At 69.3% G+C, this 18,414-nt stretch carries 17 protein-coding genes and 1 pseudogene; 9 read left to right on the top strand and 9 right to left on the bottom strand.

The window, feature by feature from the left end; all coding sequences use genetic code 11:
* Positions 1-15 precede the first annotated feature (15 nt).
* From FF100_RS31465 to FF100_RS31495, 7 genes are all read left to right on the top strand, one after another.
* Positions 16-873 carry a transporter substrate-binding domain-containing protein gene (locus FF100_RS31465; protein WP_139039977.1) on the top strand — a complete coding sequence of 286 codons (858 nt, stop codon included), beginning with the start codon at positions 16-18 and terminating at the stop codon, positions 871-873.
* 104 nt (positions 874-977) lie between these two features.
* A complete protein-coding gene (locus tag FF100_RS31470; RefSeq protein WP_139039978.1) occupies positions 978-1,637 on the top strand; it encodes an amino acid ABC transporter permease in 660 nt (219 codons plus the stop codon).
* A 5-nt stretch (positions 1,638-1,642) separates the two neighbouring features.
* The gene (locus FF100_RS31475; protein ID WP_139039979.1) at positions 1,643-2,365 is read left to right on the top strand and encodes an amino acid ABC transporter permease; all 723 of its coding nucleotides are present in this window, start codon (positions 1,643-1,645) and stop codon (positions 2,363-2,365) included.
* Positions 2,362-3,150 (top strand): amino acid ABC transporter ATP-binding protein, encoded by a 789-nt coding sequence (locus tag FF100_RS31480; RefSeq protein ID WP_139039980.1) that lies wholly within the window; start codon positions 2,362-2,364, stop codon positions 3,148-3,150. Before FF100_RS31475 ends, FF100_RS31480 begins: the two co-directional genes overlap by 4 nt.
* A complete protein-coding gene (locus tag FF100_RS31485) occupies positions 3,147-4,160 on the top strand; it encodes an arginase family protein (protein ID WP_139039981.1) in 1,014 nt (337 codons plus the stop codon). The genes FF100_RS31480 and FF100_RS31485 overlap by 4 nt, the downstream gene beginning before the upstream one ends.
* Positions 4,157-4,756 carry a DUF1989 domain-containing protein gene (locus FF100_RS31490; protein WP_139039982.1) on the top strand — a complete coding sequence of 200 codons (600 nt, stop codon included), beginning with the start codon at positions 4,157-4,159 and terminating at the stop codon, positions 4,754-4,756. Before FF100_RS31485 ends, FF100_RS31490 begins: the two co-directional genes overlap by 4 nt.
* 235 nt (positions 4,757-4,991) lie before the next feature.
* Complete coding sequence (locus FF100_RS31495; RefSeq protein WP_139039983.1) at positions 4,992-5,663, top strand: DUF1989 domain-containing protein; 672 nt, start codon at positions 4,992-4,994, stop codon at positions 5,661-5,663.
* A gap of 126 nt (positions 5,664-5,789) precedes the next feature.
* Here FF100_RS31495 and FF100_RS31500 read toward each other — a convergent pair whose 3' ends face one another.
* From FF100_RS31500 to FF100_RS31525, 6 genes are all read right to left on the bottom strand, one after another.
* Positions 5,790-6,020 carry an HRDC domain-containing protein gene (locus FF100_RS31500; RefSeq protein ID WP_139039984.1) on the bottom strand — a complete coding sequence of 77 codons (231 nt, stop codon included), beginning with the start codon at positions 6,018-6,020 and terminating at the stop codon, positions 5,790-5,792.
* Between the two features lie 742 nt (positions 6,021-6,762).
* A complete protein-coding gene (locus FF100_RS31505) occupies positions 6,763-8,115 on the bottom strand; it encodes an L-serine ammonia-lyase (RefSeq protein ID WP_139039985.1) in 1,353 nt (450 codons plus the stop codon).
* The gene (locus FF100_RS31510; protein WP_139039986.1) at positions 8,112-8,693 is read right to left on the bottom strand and encodes a sarcosine oxidase subunit gamma; all 582 of its coding nucleotides are present in this window, start codon (positions 8,691-8,693) and stop codon (positions 8,112-8,114) included. The genes FF100_RS31505 and FF100_RS31510 overlap by 4 nt, the downstream gene beginning before the upstream one ends.
* Positions 8,686-11,670 (bottom strand): sarcosine oxidase subunit alpha family protein, encoded by a 2,985-nt coding sequence (locus FF100_RS31515; RefSeq protein WP_139039987.1) that lies wholly within the window; start codon positions 11,668-11,670, stop codon positions 8,686-8,688. The genes FF100_RS31510 and FF100_RS31515 overlap by 8 nt, the downstream gene beginning before the upstream one ends.
* Positions 11,670-12,002: a sarcosine oxidase subunit delta gene (locus FF100_RS31520; RefSeq protein ID WP_139039988.1), complete on the bottom strand. Its 333-nt coding sequence runs from the start codon at positions 12,000-12,002 to the stop codon at positions 11,670-11,672. Before FF100_RS31520 ends, FF100_RS31515 begins: the two co-directional genes overlap by 1 nt.
* A 35-nt stretch (positions 12,003-12,037) precedes the next feature.
* Complete coding sequence (locus FF100_RS31525) at positions 12,038-13,291, bottom strand: sarcosine oxidase subunit beta family protein (RefSeq protein ID WP_139039989.1); 1,254 nt, start codon at positions 13,289-13,291, stop codon at positions 12,038-12,040.
* Positions 13,292-13,586: 295 nt separating this feature from the next.
* Between FF100_RS31525 and FF100_RS31530 the strand changes: the two genes are divergently transcribed.
* Positions 13,587-14,546, top strand: coding sequence for a GlxA family transcriptional regulator (locus tag FF100_RS31530; protein WP_246102592.1), 960 nt, complete (start codon positions 13,587-13,589; stop codon positions 14,544-14,546).
* Between the two features lie 159 nt (positions 14,547-14,705).
* Here the strand turns inward: FF100_RS31530 and FF100_RS31535 are convergent, their stop codons facing one another.
* The 3 genes from FF100_RS31535 to FF100_RS31545 form a co-directional block, all read right to left on the bottom strand.
* A complete protein-coding gene (locus FF100_RS31535) occupies positions 14,706-15,542 on the bottom strand; it encodes a glycine betaine ABC transporter substrate-binding protein (protein WP_139039991.1) in 837 nt (278 codons plus the stop codon).
* A 119-nt stretch (positions 15,543-15,661) separates the two neighbouring features.
* Complete coding sequence (locus FF100_RS31540; protein WP_139039992.1) at positions 15,662-16,513, bottom strand: ABC transporter permease; 852 nt, start codon at positions 16,511-16,513, stop codon at positions 15,662-15,664.
* On the bottom strand, positions 16,429-17,760 hold the full coding sequence (locus FF100_RS31545) for a quaternary amine ABC transporter ATP-binding protein (RefSeq protein WP_139039993.1): 1,332 nt from the start codon (positions 17,758-17,760) through the stop codon (positions 16,429-16,431). Before FF100_RS31545 ends, FF100_RS31540 begins: the two co-directional genes overlap by 85 nt.
* A gap of 474 nt (positions 17,761-18,234) precedes the next feature.
* Here FF100_RS31545 and glyA point away from each other — a divergent pair.
* Positions 18,235-18,414, top strand: a pseudogene (glyA, locus tag FF100_RS31550) (serine hydroxymethyltransferase); the annotation flags it as partial.

The raw sequence follows: 18,414 nt of genomic DNA on the forward strand, positions 1-18,414 counted from the left end.
TCGGAGGATTTTGGTATGCCGCACGTCACGAGACGCCAATTCGGCCTGCTGGCGACGGCCTCGGCCGCAGCCGTCGGGTTCGCCGGTCCGGCCTATGCCGAGACGACCCTCGAGAGGATCCGCCGGACCAAGGTGCTGACGGTCGGCACGGAAGCCGCCTTCCCGCCCTTCGAATTCGTCAAGGACGGCAAGATCGTCGGCTATGGCAGCGACATCCTGGCGGAGGTCGTCAAGGCGCTCGGGAACCCGAAGCTCAACCAGCTCGACCTGCCCTGGCAGGGGATCCTGCCGGGCGTGCTCGCCGGCAAGTTCGACTTCGTGGCGACCACGGTCGGGATCAACGAGGAACGCGCCAAGCGCTACGCCTACACGATGCCGATCGCCAACGGCGAGCCCTATGCGATGAAGCGCAAGGGCGACGCGATGGCGAAGCCCGAGGATTTGAACGGCAAGGTCGTGGCGACCCAGCTCGCCTCGTCGACGGAACCCGTCGCCCGCGCACTCGATGCGCGCCTCAAGCAGGCCGGCGGCCCGGGCTTCAAGGAGCTCAAGCTCTTCACCGCCTTCACCGAGAGCTACGTCGCCCTGGCCAACGGCGAGGTCGACGCCGTCATCCAGAGCCTGCCCAGCCTCGCCGTGCTGGCGAAGGAGAAGCCGGACACTTTCGCGCTCGCCTGTTCCGTGGCCGCACCGGGCGCCTTCACCTACCTGTCCTGGGTCACGCGCCCCGGCGACACCGACCTGCGCGACTTCCTGTCCGCGACCATCAAGGCGATGCGCGACGACGGCCGCCTCGGCGCGCTCCAGGACAAGTGGTTCGGCTTCAAGATGGACATCCCCGACAGCGGCTACCTGCCGCCGGGCGCCGTCTGACGGACGAGGCGGGCCGAGATCAGTTCCACCATTCTGACGGATACCCGTCGGGCTGCAAGCGGTCCGGACGGTCCTCGGTACGGCAACGAGCGAGGCAGCGACGCATGAGTTTCCAGTTCGCCTACCTCGCCGGCCTGATGCCGAACCTCGCCGTCGCCGCCCTCGTCAACCTGCGCCTGTCGGCGATGATCATCGTGCTGGCCCTGATCGGCGGCACCGCCCTCACGATCCTGCGCTCCCTGAAGATCCGTCCGGTGAACGCGATCATCGCTGTCCTGATCAGCTTCATCCGCGGCACGCCGCTGCTGATCCAGATCTTCCTGTTCTACTACGTGCTGCCGGCCATCGGCCTCGATCTCAGCCCCACCGTGGCCGGCGTGGCGGCGATCGCGCTCAACTCCTCGATCTTCATCTCGGAGACGATGCGCGGCGCCCTCATCACCATCGATCCCGGGCAGATCGAGGCGGCCACCGCCCTGTCGCTCCCGCGCCATCTCGTCTGGGCGAAGGTCATCCTTCCCCAGCTCTTCAGGCGAGTCCTTCCGGTGCTGGTGAATGAGGCGACGATCGTCGTGAAGGGGACCGCCCTGCTCTCCGTCATCACCGTGGTCGACGTGCTGCGCACCGCCCAGCAGATCGCCAGTGCGAGCTACCGCCCATTCGAGACCCTGATCGGCGCCGCCCTGGTCTTCCTGGCGATCAACCTGACGATCAGCCTGCTCGGCCGCCGCGTCGAGGGCCGGTTCGCGGTCCAGCGGGCCTGACGCGCATGGCCTTCGATCCGGCGATCCTCGTCCAGTACTGGCCGCTCTTCCTGCAGGGAGCCTGGTTGACGATCCAGATCTCGGTCCAGGCGTTCCTGCTCGGCTACACGCTCGGCATCGCGGTGGCGCTGCTCGGCCTCATGCCGGGCCGGCTGCCGCGGCTTGCGGCGGCGAGCTATGTCGAGGTGCTGCGCGCCATCCCGTTCATCATCATCCTCTTCGTCATCTATTACGGCCTGCCGTTCTCGGGCCTGCGCCTGCCTGCGCCTCTCGTCGGCACGGTAGCCCTCGGGCTGTTCGCCAGCGCCTATTACGCCGAGATCGTCCGCGCCGGCATCCTCGCCCTGCCGCGGGGCCAGTTCGAATCAGCCCGCGCCATCGGCATGTCGCCGCTCCAGGCGATGCGCCACATCGTCGGCCCGCAGGTGGCGCGCGCGATCGTGCCGCCCTCCACCAACATGACCCTGACGATGATCAAGGAATCGGCGGTCCTCTCCTCGATCACCGTGCCGGAGCTGACCTACCAGGGCCTCGTCGTGCAGGGGAACACCTTCGCACCGTTCGAGGTCTTCGCCGCTGTGACGCTGATCTACTGGGGTATCACCCTCGCCGTTGCCGGCGCCGCGCATCGGCTGGAGCGCAGGCTCGGGGTCGCCCAGGCCCGCAGCGTCAGCCGCAACCGCCTGGCGGCGAGCTACCTGCTGCTCGAGCGGGAGAGCGCGCGATGACCATCCCGGCCCTGAAGGTGAGCGGACTCACCAAGCGCTTCCGCGGGGTGACGGCGCTCGATTCCATCTATCTCGACGTGGCGCGCGGCGAGGTCGTGACGCTGATCGGCCCGTCCGGCTGCGGCAAATCCACCTTGCTGCGCTGCCTTACCTGGCTCGAGGAGCCCGACGACGGCTTCATCGAGGTCGGGGGACGGCCGTTCGGACGCGCCGTCGTCGGACAGGTCGTCCACCGCCAGACCCGCCGCGAGATCGATGCGCTGCGGCCGAAGATCGGGCTGGTGTTCCAGAACCTGAATCTCTGGCCGCATCTCTCGGCGCTGGAGAACGTCGCCCGCGGGCCGGTCGTGGTGCTCGGTCGCAAACGCGCCGCGGTGGAGGCGCAGGCCCGCACCCTGCTCGCGCGCCTCGGTCTGGAGCGCCAGATGGACAAGCATCCCCACGAATTGTCCGGCGGCCAGCGCCAGCGGGTCGCGATCGCCCGGACCCTGGCGATGGAGCCCGAGCTGATCCTGTTCGACGAGCCGACCTCGGCCCTCGATCCCGAACTCGTCGGCGAGGTACTCGGGCTGCTGCGCGAGATCGCCGCCACCGGCATGACCATGCTCGTCGTCACACACGAGATCGGCTTCGCAGGCGGCGTCGCCGACCGCATCGCCTTCATGGACCAGGGCCGGATCGTCGAAACCGGCCCGGCCCGAGCCGTCCTCGACAACCCCACCGATCCGCGGCTGAGAGCCTTCCTTGGGCGCGTGCTCCCCTCCTCCCCCCGAGTGACCGCATGAAACCCCGCATCGACCGCGGCTATGTCGGCATCCCCTCCTTCCTGCGCGGGCCGGTCTGCGCCGATCTCGACAGGCTCGACGCCGCCGTGGCGATCCTCGGCGTGCCCTTCGACGAGGGCTCGCCCTTCCTGCCGGGCAGCCGCATGGCGCCCCGCGCCCTGCGCGAGCATTCCTTGAGGTTCGGATCCGAAGGCCTGTTCGATCCGGAGACGGGCCTCACCCTGCTCGGGCAGGATCTCGCCGCGGGCCTGATCGCCGATGCCGGCGACGTGGACATCGCGCCGACGCATGTCGAGCAGACCTTTGCTGCGATCACCGCCGACGTCACGGCGATCCTGGGGCGGGGCGCTCTGCCGGTGGTGCTCGGCGGCGACCATTCCATCTCCTATCCGATCGTGCGCGCCTTTCCGGGTCCCCTCCATGTGCTCCAGTTCGACGCGCATATGGATTATGCCGGCTTCGAGCAGGGATTGCGCTACACGAACGGCCACGCCTTCCGGCACATAGCCGGGCTGGACAGCGTCGCCAGCCTGACGCAGGTCGGCATCCGCTCCCTGCGCAGCAGCCGTTCGCAATACGAGGACATGATCGCGGCCGGCCACCGGATCGTCCCGATGGGCGAGCTGCGCGCCCTGGGGCCGGCCGGCATCGCCGCGCTGCTGCCCGAAGGCGCCCCTCTCTATGTCAGCATCGACGTGGACGCCCTCGACATGTCGCTCGTGCCGGGCTGCGTCTCGGGCGAGCCGAACGGCATGACCTATCCGGAGCTGCGCGACACCCTGCGCTTCGTCGCCGAACGCTGCGCCGTGGTCGGCTTCGACTTCGTCGAGGTGAACCCGCCTCTCGATGTCGGGACGGGGGCGACCGCCTATCTGGGCGCGCTCCTCGTCTCCGAGTTCCTCGGCCAGATCTGCGCGCAGCCGCGCTTCGAATCCCGCCGCGCGGCCGTCCTGGCCCGCCGCGCGGCCGCTCCGCCCCCCCACCACCCGCCACTGGGAGATCCCCGATGACCGACCTCGTGACCATTCCCGCCCGCCGCGGCAAGGCGACCCGCGTGGCGAAAGGCCAAACCATCAAGGTGATCAACACGCATGGCGAGCAAGTCGTCGACACCTGGGCCTTCAACGCCGACGACCGCACGGAATTCATGTCGATGGAGCATTCCCGCGCCCATATCCTCAAGGTGATCCCGGTGGTCGGCGACACGATGCTGACGAACCGGCGCCGGCCGATCCTGACCTTCCTGGAGGACACGGCGGGCGGCGTTCACGACACGCTGATGGCGGCGTGCGACAAGCACCGCTACAAGTTCCTCGGCGTCGAGGGCTACCACGACAATTGCGAGGACAATCTCCACGCCTGCATGCAGGAGATCGGCCTCGACGCTCCCGAAACGCCGAGCCCGCTCAATCTGTTCATGAACATCCCGGTCCAGCCGGACCGGACGATCTCCTTCGAAGCGCCGGTCTCGACGCCGGGAAGCTACGTGCTCCTGCGGGCCGAGATGGACCTCATCATCGCCTTCTCGGCCTGTCCCCAGGACATCCTGCCGATCAACGGCAAGGCGGGGCAACCGACCGAGGCTCATTTCGTGGTCACGCCGTGACCTGTGCCCACGACCACCTCGTCCCGGGTGGGATCGGGCCTGGATTCGCCGCCAGGGGCGCACCGCGACAACCTCTCGGCCGTCCCCCGGGTCGGCGACACACGGCTGAAACCCTCGCGCCGTCGCATCGATCCATCACCGCGAAGGCGTCCGGCGCATCAGCGCCGACGCCCGCTCGGGCTTGCCCGGCGCCGTCGAACGAGTTCGTTCGACGGCGCGACGGAATCGGACAGTCATGACGGCGAGCGAACCGATTCTCCTCCCCGCCCGGCATGGCAGGGCCGTCCGCGTGCCGGCCGGTCACGGCTTGCGCGTCATCAACCTCCATGGGACGCAGGTCGTCGATTGCTGGGCTTGGAACGCGCATGACCTCGGCGAGGCCATGTCCATGGAGGCGAGCCGCGTCTGGAGCCAGCGGCTCAACCCGGTCGTCGGCGACACCTTCGTCACCACCCGGCGCAACCCGATCCTCACCCTGGTGGAGGACACCTCGCCCGGCATCCACGACACCTTTATGGCGGCCTGCGACCGCCACCGCTACGAGCGTCTCGGCTGCACGCATTACCATCGCAACTGCCTCGACAACATGGTCGAGGCCCTGGCCGGGATCGGACTGACCATCGCCGCGCCGAGCCTGGCCTCCTTCAACATCTTCATGAACATTGCCGTCGATGCGGACGGCCGAAGCCTTGTCACCGGCCCCACCCTGGGGCGTCCCGGCGACTTCATCACCCTACAGGCCGAAATGGATTGCGTGGTGGCGCTGTCGGCCTGCCCGCAGGACATCGTGCCGATTCATGGCCATGCCGCCAACGCCCCGAAGGATGCCGCGTTTCAGGTTCTTGCCACGGGCTTCCCCCGGCTCCCGCCTGCGCCCCCCTGGATGCCGGCGGCCTCTGCCCCTTGACCACCCCGCGCGTCCCTCACCAACGCTCGGTGGCCAGCGGGCTGCTCCTCGGAGGTCGGGCGGAGATGCTGGAGAGCGGCAGCGCAGGACGCCGCGCCGTCGTCGTCCACCTCACCTCGGAGCCCGCTACGCTCCTGGGCTCGGCGCGGAGAGCGCCTCCTCGGCCTCCGGAGACGCGTCGTCGCCGGGCAGGTTCTCGTGGCGGGAGTCGACGGCGGCGGCCGCGAAGGCCGGTCCGGATCTCGCGATCTTCGCCTGTCCGAACCCGGGCACGAGGCCCACGGCCTGCACGTCCGCAGGCTTGATGCGGGTGATCGCGATCAGGGTGGTGTCCGAGGCGCCGACATAGGCCGGCACGCCGGACTGCCGTGCGCGTTCGGAGCGTACGCCTTGAGCGTCTGGAACAGCCCATCGTCACCGGGCGCGATCTGCTGCCGGGCGGCGACGGAAGCCCTGGGCGACGACGTTACCTCGGTCGCCCGCATCCGGCGGTCCTCAGGCATCACCACCTTCAACTCGCCCTTCAGGATGGCGTGCGCCGTGGTGCCGAGACTCAGGCCCCGAAGGCGTCGTTTGCCGTTGCCGTCAGTCCGGACGTGACCGGCCCGGAAATGGCGGGCATGCCAGCAGCTGACGCTGACATCGACCTGTCCGATTGCCTTGCAATCGGACAGTGCCGTAGTTTTTGATTTTGCCGCATTTCCTTCGATGAACCGGCATGCACGTCATCGGACAATACTCTGGTCGACCTCCGTCGGGATCTCGCCGGTTTGGCGCGACCATTTGCAGGGCATGTCGTCCTGCGATCGATCGAGAGAAGGGTAACCATGGCCGTGACGACCGCCCTCGTTGGAGTGGTTGGCACCATCATCGGTGCCGGGGTGGGCTTTGCCTGTCGATCGTCCCGAGATTTCGATCGCCGGCACGGGACGCCGGAATCCTGACCAGAAGCCAACTCGCGTCTTGCGCGGAGTGATCCCGGTCCTCCTCCAGCAAGGATGGAGCACCGCTCGCGCTAGCGCCCGCTGGACGTGAACCGAGCGCCATCACGGAACCCCTGTCCGGGCAGAGCGGCGCGTAGGCCGGGAGAGTCACGTCGTCAGCACGCCGCCACGTTGACCGCGAGCCCGCCGAGCGACGTCTCCTTGTACTTCTCCTGCATGTCGTGCCCGGTCTGGCGCATCGTCTCGATGACCTGGTCGAGGCTGACGAAGTGCACGCCGTCGCCGTGGAGCGCGAGCGAGGCGGCAGCCACCGCCTTGTTGGCGCCGAAGGCGTTGCGCTCGATGCAGGGCACCTGGACGAGCCCGCCGACCGGATCGCAGGTCATACCGAGATGGTGCTCCATGGCGATCTCGGCGGCGTTCGCCACCTGGCGCGGGCAGCCGCCGAGCACCGTGGCGAGACCCGCCGCCGCCATGGCGGCGGCCGAGCCGACCTCGCCCTGGCACCCGACCTCGGCGCCGGAGATCGAGGCGCGGCTCTTGATCAGGCCGCCGACCGCCGCTGCTGCGAGGAGGTAGTCGCGGCCGCGCTCCTCGTTCCAGCCGGGGCAGAAATCGATCCCGTAGCGCAGGACCGCCGGCACGATGCCGGCCGCACCGTTGGTCGGCGCGGTGACGATCCGGCCGCCCGCGGCATTCTCCTCGTTGACCGCAAGGGCAAACAGGCCGATCCAGTCCATCACCTCGTGGGCCGGCCGGCTGTTCGAGAGCCGTGACGCCTCAAGGGTCGCGTGCAGGCGGCGGGCGCGGCGGCGGACCTTGAGGCCGCCCGGCAGGATGCCCTCCATCCGCAGGCCCCGGGCGATGCAGGCGAGCATCGCGTCACGGATCGCGTCGAGGCCGGCATCGATCGCGGCATCCGAGCGCAAGGCGCGCTCGTTCTCCCGCTGCACCTGGGCGATGGTCAGGCCGGTCGCGGCGCAGATCGCCAGGAGGTCGGCGCCGCTGGCGAAGGGATGCGGCACCGGCGCCGCCTCGATGCCGGCCCCCGTCGCCTCGCCCTCGCTCTCGACGAAGCCGCCGCCGACCGAGTAGCACACCACCTCGTCGAGGATCGCGCCCTCGCGGTCATGGGCGCGAAAGCGCATGCCATTGGTGTGGCGCGGCAGCAGGTCCTTGAAGTTGAAGACCAGATCCGTGTCCGGCGCGAAGGCGACGCCGGGCAGCCCGGTCTCGCCGGTCTCGGCCAGGGCCTTGGTATAGTCCTCGACCCGGTCCGGATCGATGGTCGCCGGGTCGTGCCCGAGCAGCCCGAGGGCGATCGCCCCATCGGTGCCGTGGCCCCGCCCGGTCCAGGCGAGGGAGCCGAAGATCTCGGCACTGATCCGCGCCACGTCGGCGCGGAGGGCGACGCGCTCACGGAAGCGCCGCGCCGCCACCATCGGGCCGATCGTGTGCGAGCTCGATGGGCCGATGCCGATCTTGAACAGATCGAAGGCGCTGATCATCGCCGGGCCGTCTCGCCGACCCCGAGGGAGGCCTCGACGAGAAGGCCGTGGACGTAAGTGGCAAACGAGCGCCAGCACTCGACGCGGTAGCGCGGCTCGGGCCCGGGGCGGCGGATCAGGACGATCTCCGCCTTGCCGAACAGGGTGCGGGTCGCGGAGCCAGCCGGGAAGGCGGCCTCGCCGAGATCGAGCGGGCAGCCGGCATTGAGGGCCGCCGCCGCGAGCGGACCGCTGACGTCGATGCCGACATTGCGGTGCGAGACGTCGACGACGGCGTGGGCCCGCTCGCCGAGATCGGCCGCGATGGCTGCCGGCAGGTGGTCGGCCTCCGCCTCGTCGCAGCCGATCAGCCACTCGTCGGGCCCGAGGCGGGCGATCCAGCGCCGGTCGTCGCCCCGCACCGAGTTGATCGGCCCGTCGAGCGGGAGACCGGCCGCCGAAGCGCCGGGGTCGCGGACCCGGAGCGCGAAGCGCGCCTCGGCGCCGGCGGGCTGGATGACGATCCCGGAGCGGGCCGGATCGGCGGCGGCGCGGCCGAGGGGGAGCGCACGGGCGGTGCGGTAGAGGGCCTCAAGCATGGATGCGCTCGCCTTTGGGATCGAAGAAGACCGGATCGACGACGGTGACTTGGGCGAAGCCCTCGGGCGTGGTGACGTGGAGGGGGCGGCCCTGGAGCGCGCGCCCGTCCGCCACCAGGGCCATGGCGATGGAGCGGCTGCAATTCGGGCTCCAGTAGCTCGAGGTGACGTGGCCGAGCATCCGCATCGGGATCGGCTGGCCCGGATCGTCGACGATCTGCGCGCCCTCGTCCAGGACGAGCTTCGGATCGTCGGTGACGAGGCCGACGAGCTGCTTGCGGCCGCTCGCCACCACGTCGGGCCGGGCGAGCGAGCGCTTGCCGACGAAGTCCTTCTTGGCCTTGGCGATCATGCCCGCCAAGCCGACATCGTCCGGGGTGACCGTGCCGTCGGTCTCCTGGCCGATGATGATGTAGCCCTTCTCGGCGCGGAGCACGTGCATCGTCTCGGTGCCGTAGGGGGTGATGCCGTGCCGTTGCCCGGCCTCCCAGATCGCCTCCCACACCGCCTTCGCGTGGTCGGACGGCACGTTGATCTCGAAGCCGAGCTCGCCGGTGAACGACACCCGGAAGAGGCGCGTGGGCACGCCGCAGATCGTGCCGGTTCGCATCGCCATGTGGGGGAAGGCCGCCGGCGACAAGTCGATCCCGTCGACGAGGGGGGCGATGACCTCGCGCGCCTTCGGCCCCTGGAGCGCGATCACCGCCCATTGCTCGGTGGTCGAGGTCAGGAAGACCTTGAGGTCCGGCCATTCGGTCTGGAGGTAATCCTCCATGTGGGCGAGCACCCGGGGCGCGCCGCCGGTGGTGGTGGTGACGTGGAAGCAGTCCGGCGCGATCCGGGCGACGACGCCGTCGTCGAGGATGTAGCCGTCCTCCTTCAGCATCAGGCCGTAGCGGCAGCGCCCGACCTCGAGCTTGAGCCACGGATTGACGTAGATCCGGTTCATGAACTCGGCCGCATCGGGGCCGACCACCTCGATCTTGCCGAGGGTCGAGGCGTCGAAGATGCCGACCCCCTTGCGCACCGCCTCGCATTCGCGGGCGACCGCGGCGTGGATGTCCTCGCCGGCCTTCGGAAAGTACCAGGCGCGGCGCCACAGGGCGACGTTCTCGAACAGCGCGCCCTGCGCCTCCGCCCACTCATGGATCGGCGTGGTGCGGATCGGGTCGAACAGCGCGTGGCGGGCCGGGCCGACCAGGGTGCCGAAGGTCACAGGCGTATAGGGCGGCCGGAAGGTCGTGGTGCCGACGCCCGGCAGGGTCTTGTCGAGCTGCCCGGCGACGATGCCCAGCGCGTTCATGTTCGAGGTCTTGCCCTGGTCGGTCGCCATGCCGGTCGTGGTGTACCGCTTGACGTGCTCGATCGAATGGAAGCCCTCGCGCACCGCGAGCTTGATGTCCTTGGCCGTCACGTCGTTCTGGAAGTCGACGAAGGCCCTGACCTTGGTCGGGTCGGCATCAGTCGGCATGGCGCGCACCGGCTTGAAGCCGGTCAGCGTCGGGCTGGCGGTGAAGCTCTTGCGCTCGTCCGAGCCGGCCGCGGCGGCACCGGCGGCGAAGCCCTCCTTGAGGACTTCGGCGAGGTCGTAGGTGCCCTTCGCGGCACCCGCCGAGCGCTCGGCCTGCGCCGAGGTGCCGGGCAGGAAGGCGTCGAGCCGCTCGTCATAGGCGAGCTTGCCGCGGGACTGCGAGAACAGGTGCACCGCCGGCGTCCAGCCGCCCGACATGCCGACGCAGTCGCAATCGAGCACGCGGCGGGGGCCGCAGCGCCCGGCCCGGTCGACGGGAGCGACGATCAGGCCGGTGACCCGCTTGGTGCCCTTCGATCCGACGACCGTGTGGCCGGTCAGGATCTCGACGCCGGCGGCCTTGAGGCGCGCCAGCTCCGGCCCGCACTCGGCCTCCGTGCGCAGATCGACGAGCGTCACGGCGAGCCCCGCCGCCTTGGCGTCGAGGGCCGCGGCGTAGGCCGAGGCGCCGCTCGTCGCGAAGACGATCCGCCGGCCCGGCGCCACGCCGTAGCGGTTGAGGAAGACCCGCACGCTCTCGGCGAGCAGGATGCCGGGGCGGTCGTTGTCGGCGAAGACCAGCGGACGCTCGTGCGAGCCGCCGGCCAGCACCACCTCGCCGGCCCGGACCTGCCACAGCCGCTCGCGCGGCGCCGTGCCGGGATTGGCCACGTGGTCGGTGACCCGCTCGGCCAGCGCGACGTGGTTGTGGTTGTAGTAGCCGAACGCGGTGGTCCGCGGCAGCAGGACCACGTTCTCGCGGGAATCGAGCTCGGCCAGCGTCGCGCTCAGCCACTCGGCGGCCGGACGGCCGTCGATCTCGGCGGTGACGTCGTGCAGCAGCGCGCCGCCGGGCTCCGGGCCCTCGTCGGCGAGGATCACCCGCTTGCCCGTGCGGGCGGCGGCGAGCGCAGCAGTGAGGCCGGCAGGGCCGGCGCCGACCACCAGCACGTCGCAATGGGCGTGGCGGTTGGCGTAGCGGTCGGGATCGGGAACCGCCGGCGCCTTGCCGAGGCCCGCGGCGGCGCGGATGAACGGCTCGTAGACCTTGTCCCAGAACGTCCGGGGCCACATGAAGGTCTTGTAGTAGAAGCCGGCGACGAAGACCGGCGACAGGAGGTCGTTGACCGCGCCGATATCGTGCTCGAGCGACGGCCAGTGGTTCTGCGACAGGGTCTTGAGGCCGTCGCGCGCCTCGACCACCGAGGCGCGGTTGTTCGGGTCGATCCGCCCGGGCCCGCGATCGACGGAGAGCAGGGCGCTCGGCTCGTCGGGGCCGTGGCTCAGGATGCCGCGCGGGCGATGGTACTTGAACGAGCGCCCGACGAGGTGGATGCCGTTGGCCAAGAGCGCCGAGGCGACGCTGTCGCCGTGGAAGCCCTCGACCGTGCGGCCGTTGAAGGTGAAGCGGACCGGGCGCGTGCGGTCGATGCGGCCGCCGCGGGACAATCTGAACGGCTGTGCCATCACGCCCTCGCCTCTGCTTGAGTGGACTTGACCGGGGTGGATCCGGCCTCGGTGGACTCGGTGCGGCTGGGCTTCTCGCCCATCTTGTAGGTTTCGAGGAAACGGTCGCTCACGGTGTCGCGGAGCGCATTGAACCAGCGGCCGCAGCCATGGACGTGGTTCCAGCGCTCGGCATGGACCCCGCGTGGGTTGTCGCGCACGAACAGGTAGCCGGACCATTGCTCGTCGGAGAGCGCCGCCGGGTCGGCGGGCCGGGCGATGTGGGCCTGTCCGCCGCAGCGGAACTCGGTCTCCGGTCGGTTGCCGCAATACGGGCAGGCGATCAGCAGCATCGGGCGTCTCGTCGCGTCTGGGTGATGAGGGGAGATCAGTGCGCGACGGCGGCCGCGGCGGCCTCGTCGATGAGGCGTCCGGTGCGGAAGCGGTCGAGGGTGAAGGGCGCGTTGATCGCGTGCGGGCTGCCCGTGGCGAGCGTGTGGGCGAAGACGTGGCCCGAGCCCGGCGTCGCCTTGAAGCCGCCGGTGCCCCAGCCGCAATTGACGAACAGGTTCGCGACCGGGGTCGTGCCGATGATCGGCGAGCGGTCGGGCGTCACGTCGACGATGCCGCCCCAGGAACGCAGCATCCGCATCCGGGTGAATTGCGGAAAGACCTCGCAGATCGCGTCCAGCGTGTGGGTGGTGATGTGGAGGCCGCCCTGCTGGCTGTAGGAGGTGTACTGGTCGGTGCCGGCGCCGATCACCAGCTCGCCCTTGTCCGACTGCGAGATGTAGGCGTGGACGGCGTTCGACATCACCACGCAGGGGAAGACCGGCTTGACCGGCTCCGAGACCAGGGCCTGGAGCGGGTAGCTCTCGAGCGGCATCCGCACGTCGGCCATCGCCATCACGGTCGAGGTGTGGCCGGCGGCGACGACGCCGATGCGGCCGGCCCCGATATAGCCGCGGGTCGTCTCGACCCCGATCGCCGCGCCGGAGGCGTCGCGGCGGATGCCCTTGACCTCGCAGTTCTGGATGATGTCGACGCCGCGGGCATCGGCGCCGCGGGCATAGCCCCAGGCGACCGCGTCGTGACGCGCGGTGCCGGCCCGGCGCTGCAGGGCGCCGCCGAGGACGGGATAGCGCAACGACCCCGAGATATCGATCGGCGGGCAGAACTCCTTGCACTCCTCCTTCGTCAGCCACTCGTTGTCGATGCCGTTGAGACGGTTGGCATAGACGTGGCGCTTGAAGGACTGCACGTCGTGCAGGTTGTGGGCGAGCATCAGCACGCCGCGCTGCGAGAACATGACGTTGTAGTTCAGCTCCTGGGACAGGCCTTCCCAGAGCTTCAGCGCGTGCTCGTAGAGTGCGGCGCTCTCGTCGTAGAGGTAGTTCGAGCGGATGATCGTGGTGTTGCGGCCGGTATTGCCGCCGCCGATCCAGCCCTTCTCCAGCACCGCGACGTTGGTGATGCCGTGCACGGTGGCGAGATAATAGGCGGTCGCGAGGCCGTGACCGCCCCCGCCGACGATGACGACGTCGTAGGCGGGTTTCGGCTGCGGGTCCCGCCACTGGCGGCCCCAACCCCGGTGTCCCTTCAGGGATTCCGAGAGCAGCGACGAGAGGGAAAATCGGCGCATCGGTTGGCCTCGCTGTGATGAGGGATCATCGTGCGGCCGGGCGTTCGGGACTTTCGCGCTGGCGACCGCGAGTTGGGGATTTGCGACTTGGATGCCGGGGAATTTGGGCGCCGGCGGAGCTCGGGAGACCGGGAGGGTGGGAGGCCGTCACGGTCTCGCAAGGGGAAGCACGAAACCGGCTTGCCTCGGGGTATTCCCTGGAGTCATTCTGGGGTGACGATGCGATGACAGTCTGACGATGGATCGGATGATGACGGCCGGCACGACCAGCGCCGTGGCGACGGGCAGCGCCGCCATGCCCGACGAGGTCACCTCCGTCGGCTTCATGCTCGTCGAGAACTTCTCGATGATCGCCTTCTCCTCCGCGATCGAACCCTTGCGCCTCGCCAACCGGGCGGCGCGGCGCGATCTCTATCGCTACTCGCTGTGGTCGGAAAACGGCACGCGCTGCACCGCCTCCAACGGCGTCGAGGTCCAGGTGGCGGGCAGCTTCAGCGAGGCGCAGGGCCTCGACCCCGCCCTCGACATGGCGATCGTCTGCGGCGGCATCGACATCCAGCGATGCGACCACCGGGCGCTGCAGGCCACCTTACGCCGGACCTGCATCCGCGGCGGCGCGATCGGCGCGGTCTGTACCGGCACCTACGTGCTGGCGAAGGCCGGGCTCCTCGATGGCTACCGGGCGACGATCCACTGGGAGAACCAGGCGAGCCTCGCCTGCGAGCATGACGGCCTCGAGATCGGCTCCGACCTGTTCGAGATCGACCGCAACCGCTTCACCTGCGCCGGCGGTACCGCGGCGGCCGACATGATGCTGTCGCTGATCGTGCGCGACCACGGGGCGGACATCGCGGCGGACGTCGCCGACCAGCTCATCCACCACCGCATCCGCGAATCGGGCGAGCGCCAGCGGATGGACCTCAGGATGCGCCTCGGCGTGGCGCATCCCAAGCTGCTGCACGTGGTCGGCCTGATGGAGAAGACCTTCGCCGAGCCGCTCGGCAGCCAGGAGCTGGCCGAGTCGGTCCATCTCTCGAAGCGGCAGCTCGAGCGCCTGTTCCTGAAATATCTCGGCCGCTCACCGGCCAAGCACTACCTACGCATCCGCCTGGAGCACGCGCGCCACCTGATCCGCCAGACCGCGATGCCGCTCCTGTCGATCGCGATCGAGTGTGGCTTCACCTCGGCGTCGCACTTCTCGAAATCCTACGTCGACCATTTCGGCCGGCCGCCGAGCAGCGAGCGGAAGGTGTGAGCGCCATGCCGGCGTGAAGGATGGACGCGGTCGGGCTGCCGGACACGACGATGCACCGCGTCATTCCAGGCCCGCGTAGCGGAGGCCGACATGACGCGGTGCATCGTTGAGTTTGGTGGATGGCGCCGAAATCGTCGGGGAGGCCGCCCTTGAAACCCGTTACTTCACCCAGCCGTCCACCGTCGCCCGGTTGGCCTTGATCCACTTGGCGGCGGTCTCGGAGGGCTTGGCGCCCTTCTCCTCGTTCTCCGCCATCATGGTCTCCTCGTCCTTGATGCTCAGCTTGAACTTCTTGAGGATGCCGTAGACCTCCGGCATGTCCTCCTTCAGGCCCTTGCGCGCCAGGGTGTTCACGGTCTCGTCGTCGCCGAAGACCTTCTTCGGATCGGCGAGGTACTTCAGCTCGTAGCGCGCGAACATCCAGTGCGGGGTCCAGGCGGTGACGACGATGTCCTTCTTCTGACGGATCGCGTCCTTGAGGGCGCTGGTCATCGTCGCGTCGCTGCCGTCGACGAGCTTGACCGGCAGGCCATAGGCCTTGATCGCGGCTTCCGAGGTCTTCATCACGCCGGCGCCGGGATCGATGCCGATCACTTTGCCGTCGACCTCGGCCGACTTGGTCTTCAGATCCTCGATCGAGTTGAGCGGAGACGAGGCCGGCACGGCCCAGCCGATCTTGGCACCGGTGACGTTCGGGCCGATCAGCTCGAGGCGGTTCTTGAGCTTCTCGTAATAGGCGGCCTGGGTCAGCGGCAGCCAGGCCGCGACGGTCGCGTCGGCGTCGCCCGTCGCCACCGCCTGCCACATCGCCGCGGCGGCGAGCGGGATCGCCTTCACCTCGTAGCCCTTCTCCTCCAGAACCTGCTTGAGGATGTTGGTGGCCACCACCGCGTCGCTCCACTCGACATAGGCGAGGCGCACCGGCTTGCCGGCCGCCTCGGCGGGCGTCTGGGCGAGGGTGAGGCAGAGGAGGACACCGAGAACAGTCGCGCGCATGGGGAGCCGATCCAGGAGGCTGGTGGGACGGAAGGGAGGGTGAGGTCTTGCCCCCGGCGCCCGCGGGTGCGGGCGCCGGGAGGAGGTCGGGGATCCCCCGCCGGAGCGGGGGGCTTGGCTCAGGCCGTCCCGTGCGGGCGGGCGCGGTCGGCGAGTGCTTGGGTCGAGCGGTCAAGGATGACCGCCAGGATCACGATGCCGATGCCGGCCTCGAACCCGGCGCCGGCCTCGAGGCGCTGGATCGACTGCCACACCGCCCGGCCGAGGCCGCCCGCCCCGATCATCGCGGCGATGACCACCATCGAGAGGGCGAGCATCATGGTCTGGTTGACGCCCGCCATGATGGTCGGCAGCGCCAGCGGCAGCTGCACCTTGAACAGCTTCTGGGTGGTCGAGCCGCCGAAGGCATCCGAAGCCTCGACGAGCTCGGAGGGCACGTTGCGGATGCCGAGCGCCGTCAGCCGGATCACCGGCGGCACCGAGAACACGATGGTGGCAAAGCACGCCGACACGGCGCCGAGGCCGAAGAACGGCAGGGCCGGGATCAGGTACACGAAGCTCGGCAGCGTCTGCATCATGTCGAGGATCGGCGAGAAGGTCCGCCAAGCGCGCCGGCTCAGGGCGAACCAGATCCCGACCGGAATCCCGATCACCAGGGCGGTGACGGTCGACAGGCTGACGAGCACCAGCGTCTCGACCGTGGCCTGCCACAGCCGCAGGTTCCACAGGAACAGGAGGCCGCACAACGTCAGGAGGCCGATCCTGCGCCCGCCGAGCCGGTAGGTGGCGAAGGCCGCGAGCCCGATGAACACCCAGGGCGGCACCGCGACGAGCGCCGTGGTCAGCACGTCGATCCAGTCGGAGACCGAGCGGCTGACGGCGCGGGTCAGCCAAGCGCCATGGTCGGTGAGCCAGTCGAGGCCTTGGTCGCTGAGCGTGTCGAGGGGAAATTTCGGGACGGTCCAGTCCATCGCTCCGCTCCTGCCGTCGTCTGAAGGATCGAGGTCTCGGGGTAATCCGCGTCGTGACCCGTTGCGTGGGATTCGGCGGAGTGAGCGGCCAGGGCGCGCACCACGTCGCGGCTGCCGACGGCGCCGAGCAGGCGTCCGTCCGGGTCGACCACGGCCACGCAGCCTTCCGCGGCGACCCGGGCCAGCACGGCATCAAGGCGGGCATCGGCCACGACGGCATCGCTGCCCGCTCCGAGCAGGCTCGCGACGGTCTCCTCCGGCCGGGCGGCGGCGAGCCGGTCGGCGCGCAGGCAGCCGACGAAGCGGCTCTCGTCGTCGGCGACGAGCCAGGCATCGCCGCCCTCCCCGGCGATCCGGATCCGCGCCTCGGCGACGGTGAGCGTCGGCGCCAGGACCGCGGCGGACCGGTCCGCGACCTGCCCCACCCGCATCACGGCGGCGCGGTCGATATGCTCGACGAACCGGGCGACGTATTCGGTCGCCGGCCGAGCCACGATTTCCTCGGGCTGGCCGATCTGGACCACCTCGCCGTCCTTCATCAGGACGATCCGGCCGCCGAGGGCGACGGCCTCGTCGAGGTCGTGCGAGACGAACACGATGGTCTTCTTGAGCTTCCGCTGCAGGTCGCGCAGCTCCGATTGCATGTCGCGGCGGATCAGCGGATCGAGGGCGCTGAACGCCTCGTCCATCAGCAGCACCTCGGCATCGGCGGCGAGCGCCCGGGCGAGGCCCGCCCGCTGCTGCATCCCGCCCGACAATTCATGCGGATACTTGGCTTCCCAGCCCTTGAGGCCGACGAGCTCGATCGCCTGCATCGCGGCCTCGGTCCGGCGCGCAACCGGAACGTTCTTGAGCTCAAGGCCGAAGCCGACATTCGACAGGATCGTCCGGTTCGGCAGCAGCGCGAAGTGCTGGAACACCATCCCGAAGGTCTTCTGGCGGAATGCCAGCAGATCCTTGCGCCCGAGCTTCGTCACGTCGACGTCGCCGACCGCGATGCGGCCGCAGCTCGGCTCGACGAGCCGGTTCATGCAGCGCAGGAGAGTGGATTTCCCCGAGCCCGAAAGACCCATCAGGGTCAGGATCTCGCCCTCGACGATGTCGAACGAGATGTTGCACAGACCGACCACGGCACCGCAGGCCGCCGCGATCTCAGCCTTGCGCTTGCCCTGCTTGATCAGATCGACCCCCTCGGCCTGCTTCGAGCCGAAGATCTTGCTGATGCCCTCCAAAACAATGCGGCTCATAGGCGTATGATCCTTTTGGAGCAGCGCGCTTCGTCGTCCGAAAGCTTCGGAAACGCATCTGTTTACCTTGTATTATGAAAAGCTATCCCGAGCAGGCCCCGCGGCTTGTCCGCCTGCGACATTTTTTGCCGCCAGGACGACACCGGCGACATTGACCACCGAAAATCATCGCTGCGGCGCAACATTGGCGCCAGTTTCGGCATGTTCAGCAGCATATTGTGCAGCGGATGAACATGCCATGTGCAGCGAGACTTGAGTCCATGCCCTGGACATTAGGGCGATACCATAAGGTCAGGTCGCTGGCACGCAACCGCGTGTCGCTCGCACGGCAATGCTCGGCCGGGAGCGTCGTAACCTGGGGTTCCGGTCATCCCGTCACCGCGCCGCGGTCCACGTCCTTCGACAACGACCGCGCTGTCCGGCGCAACGATGCCCCGCCCGGCCCGCCAGGCCGCCACCGATGTGAGGATCCCGATGTCCGCAGCCGCCACGTCCACCGCCCCTTCCCAGTCCAACTCGTTCTTCTCCGCATCCTTGTCCGACGTCGATCCGGAGCTCGCCGGTGCGGTCGCGCAGGAGCTCGGCCGCCAGCAGCACGAGATCGAGCTGATCGCCTCGGAGAACATCGTCTCCCGCGCCGTCCTCGAGGCGCAG

The sequence above is a fragment of the Methylobacterium terricola genome, assembly GCF_006151805.1.
GTDB classification, from domain to species: domain Bacteria; phylum Pseudomonadota; class Alphaproteobacteria; order Rhizobiales; family Beijerinckiaceae; genus Methylobacterium; species Methylobacterium terricola.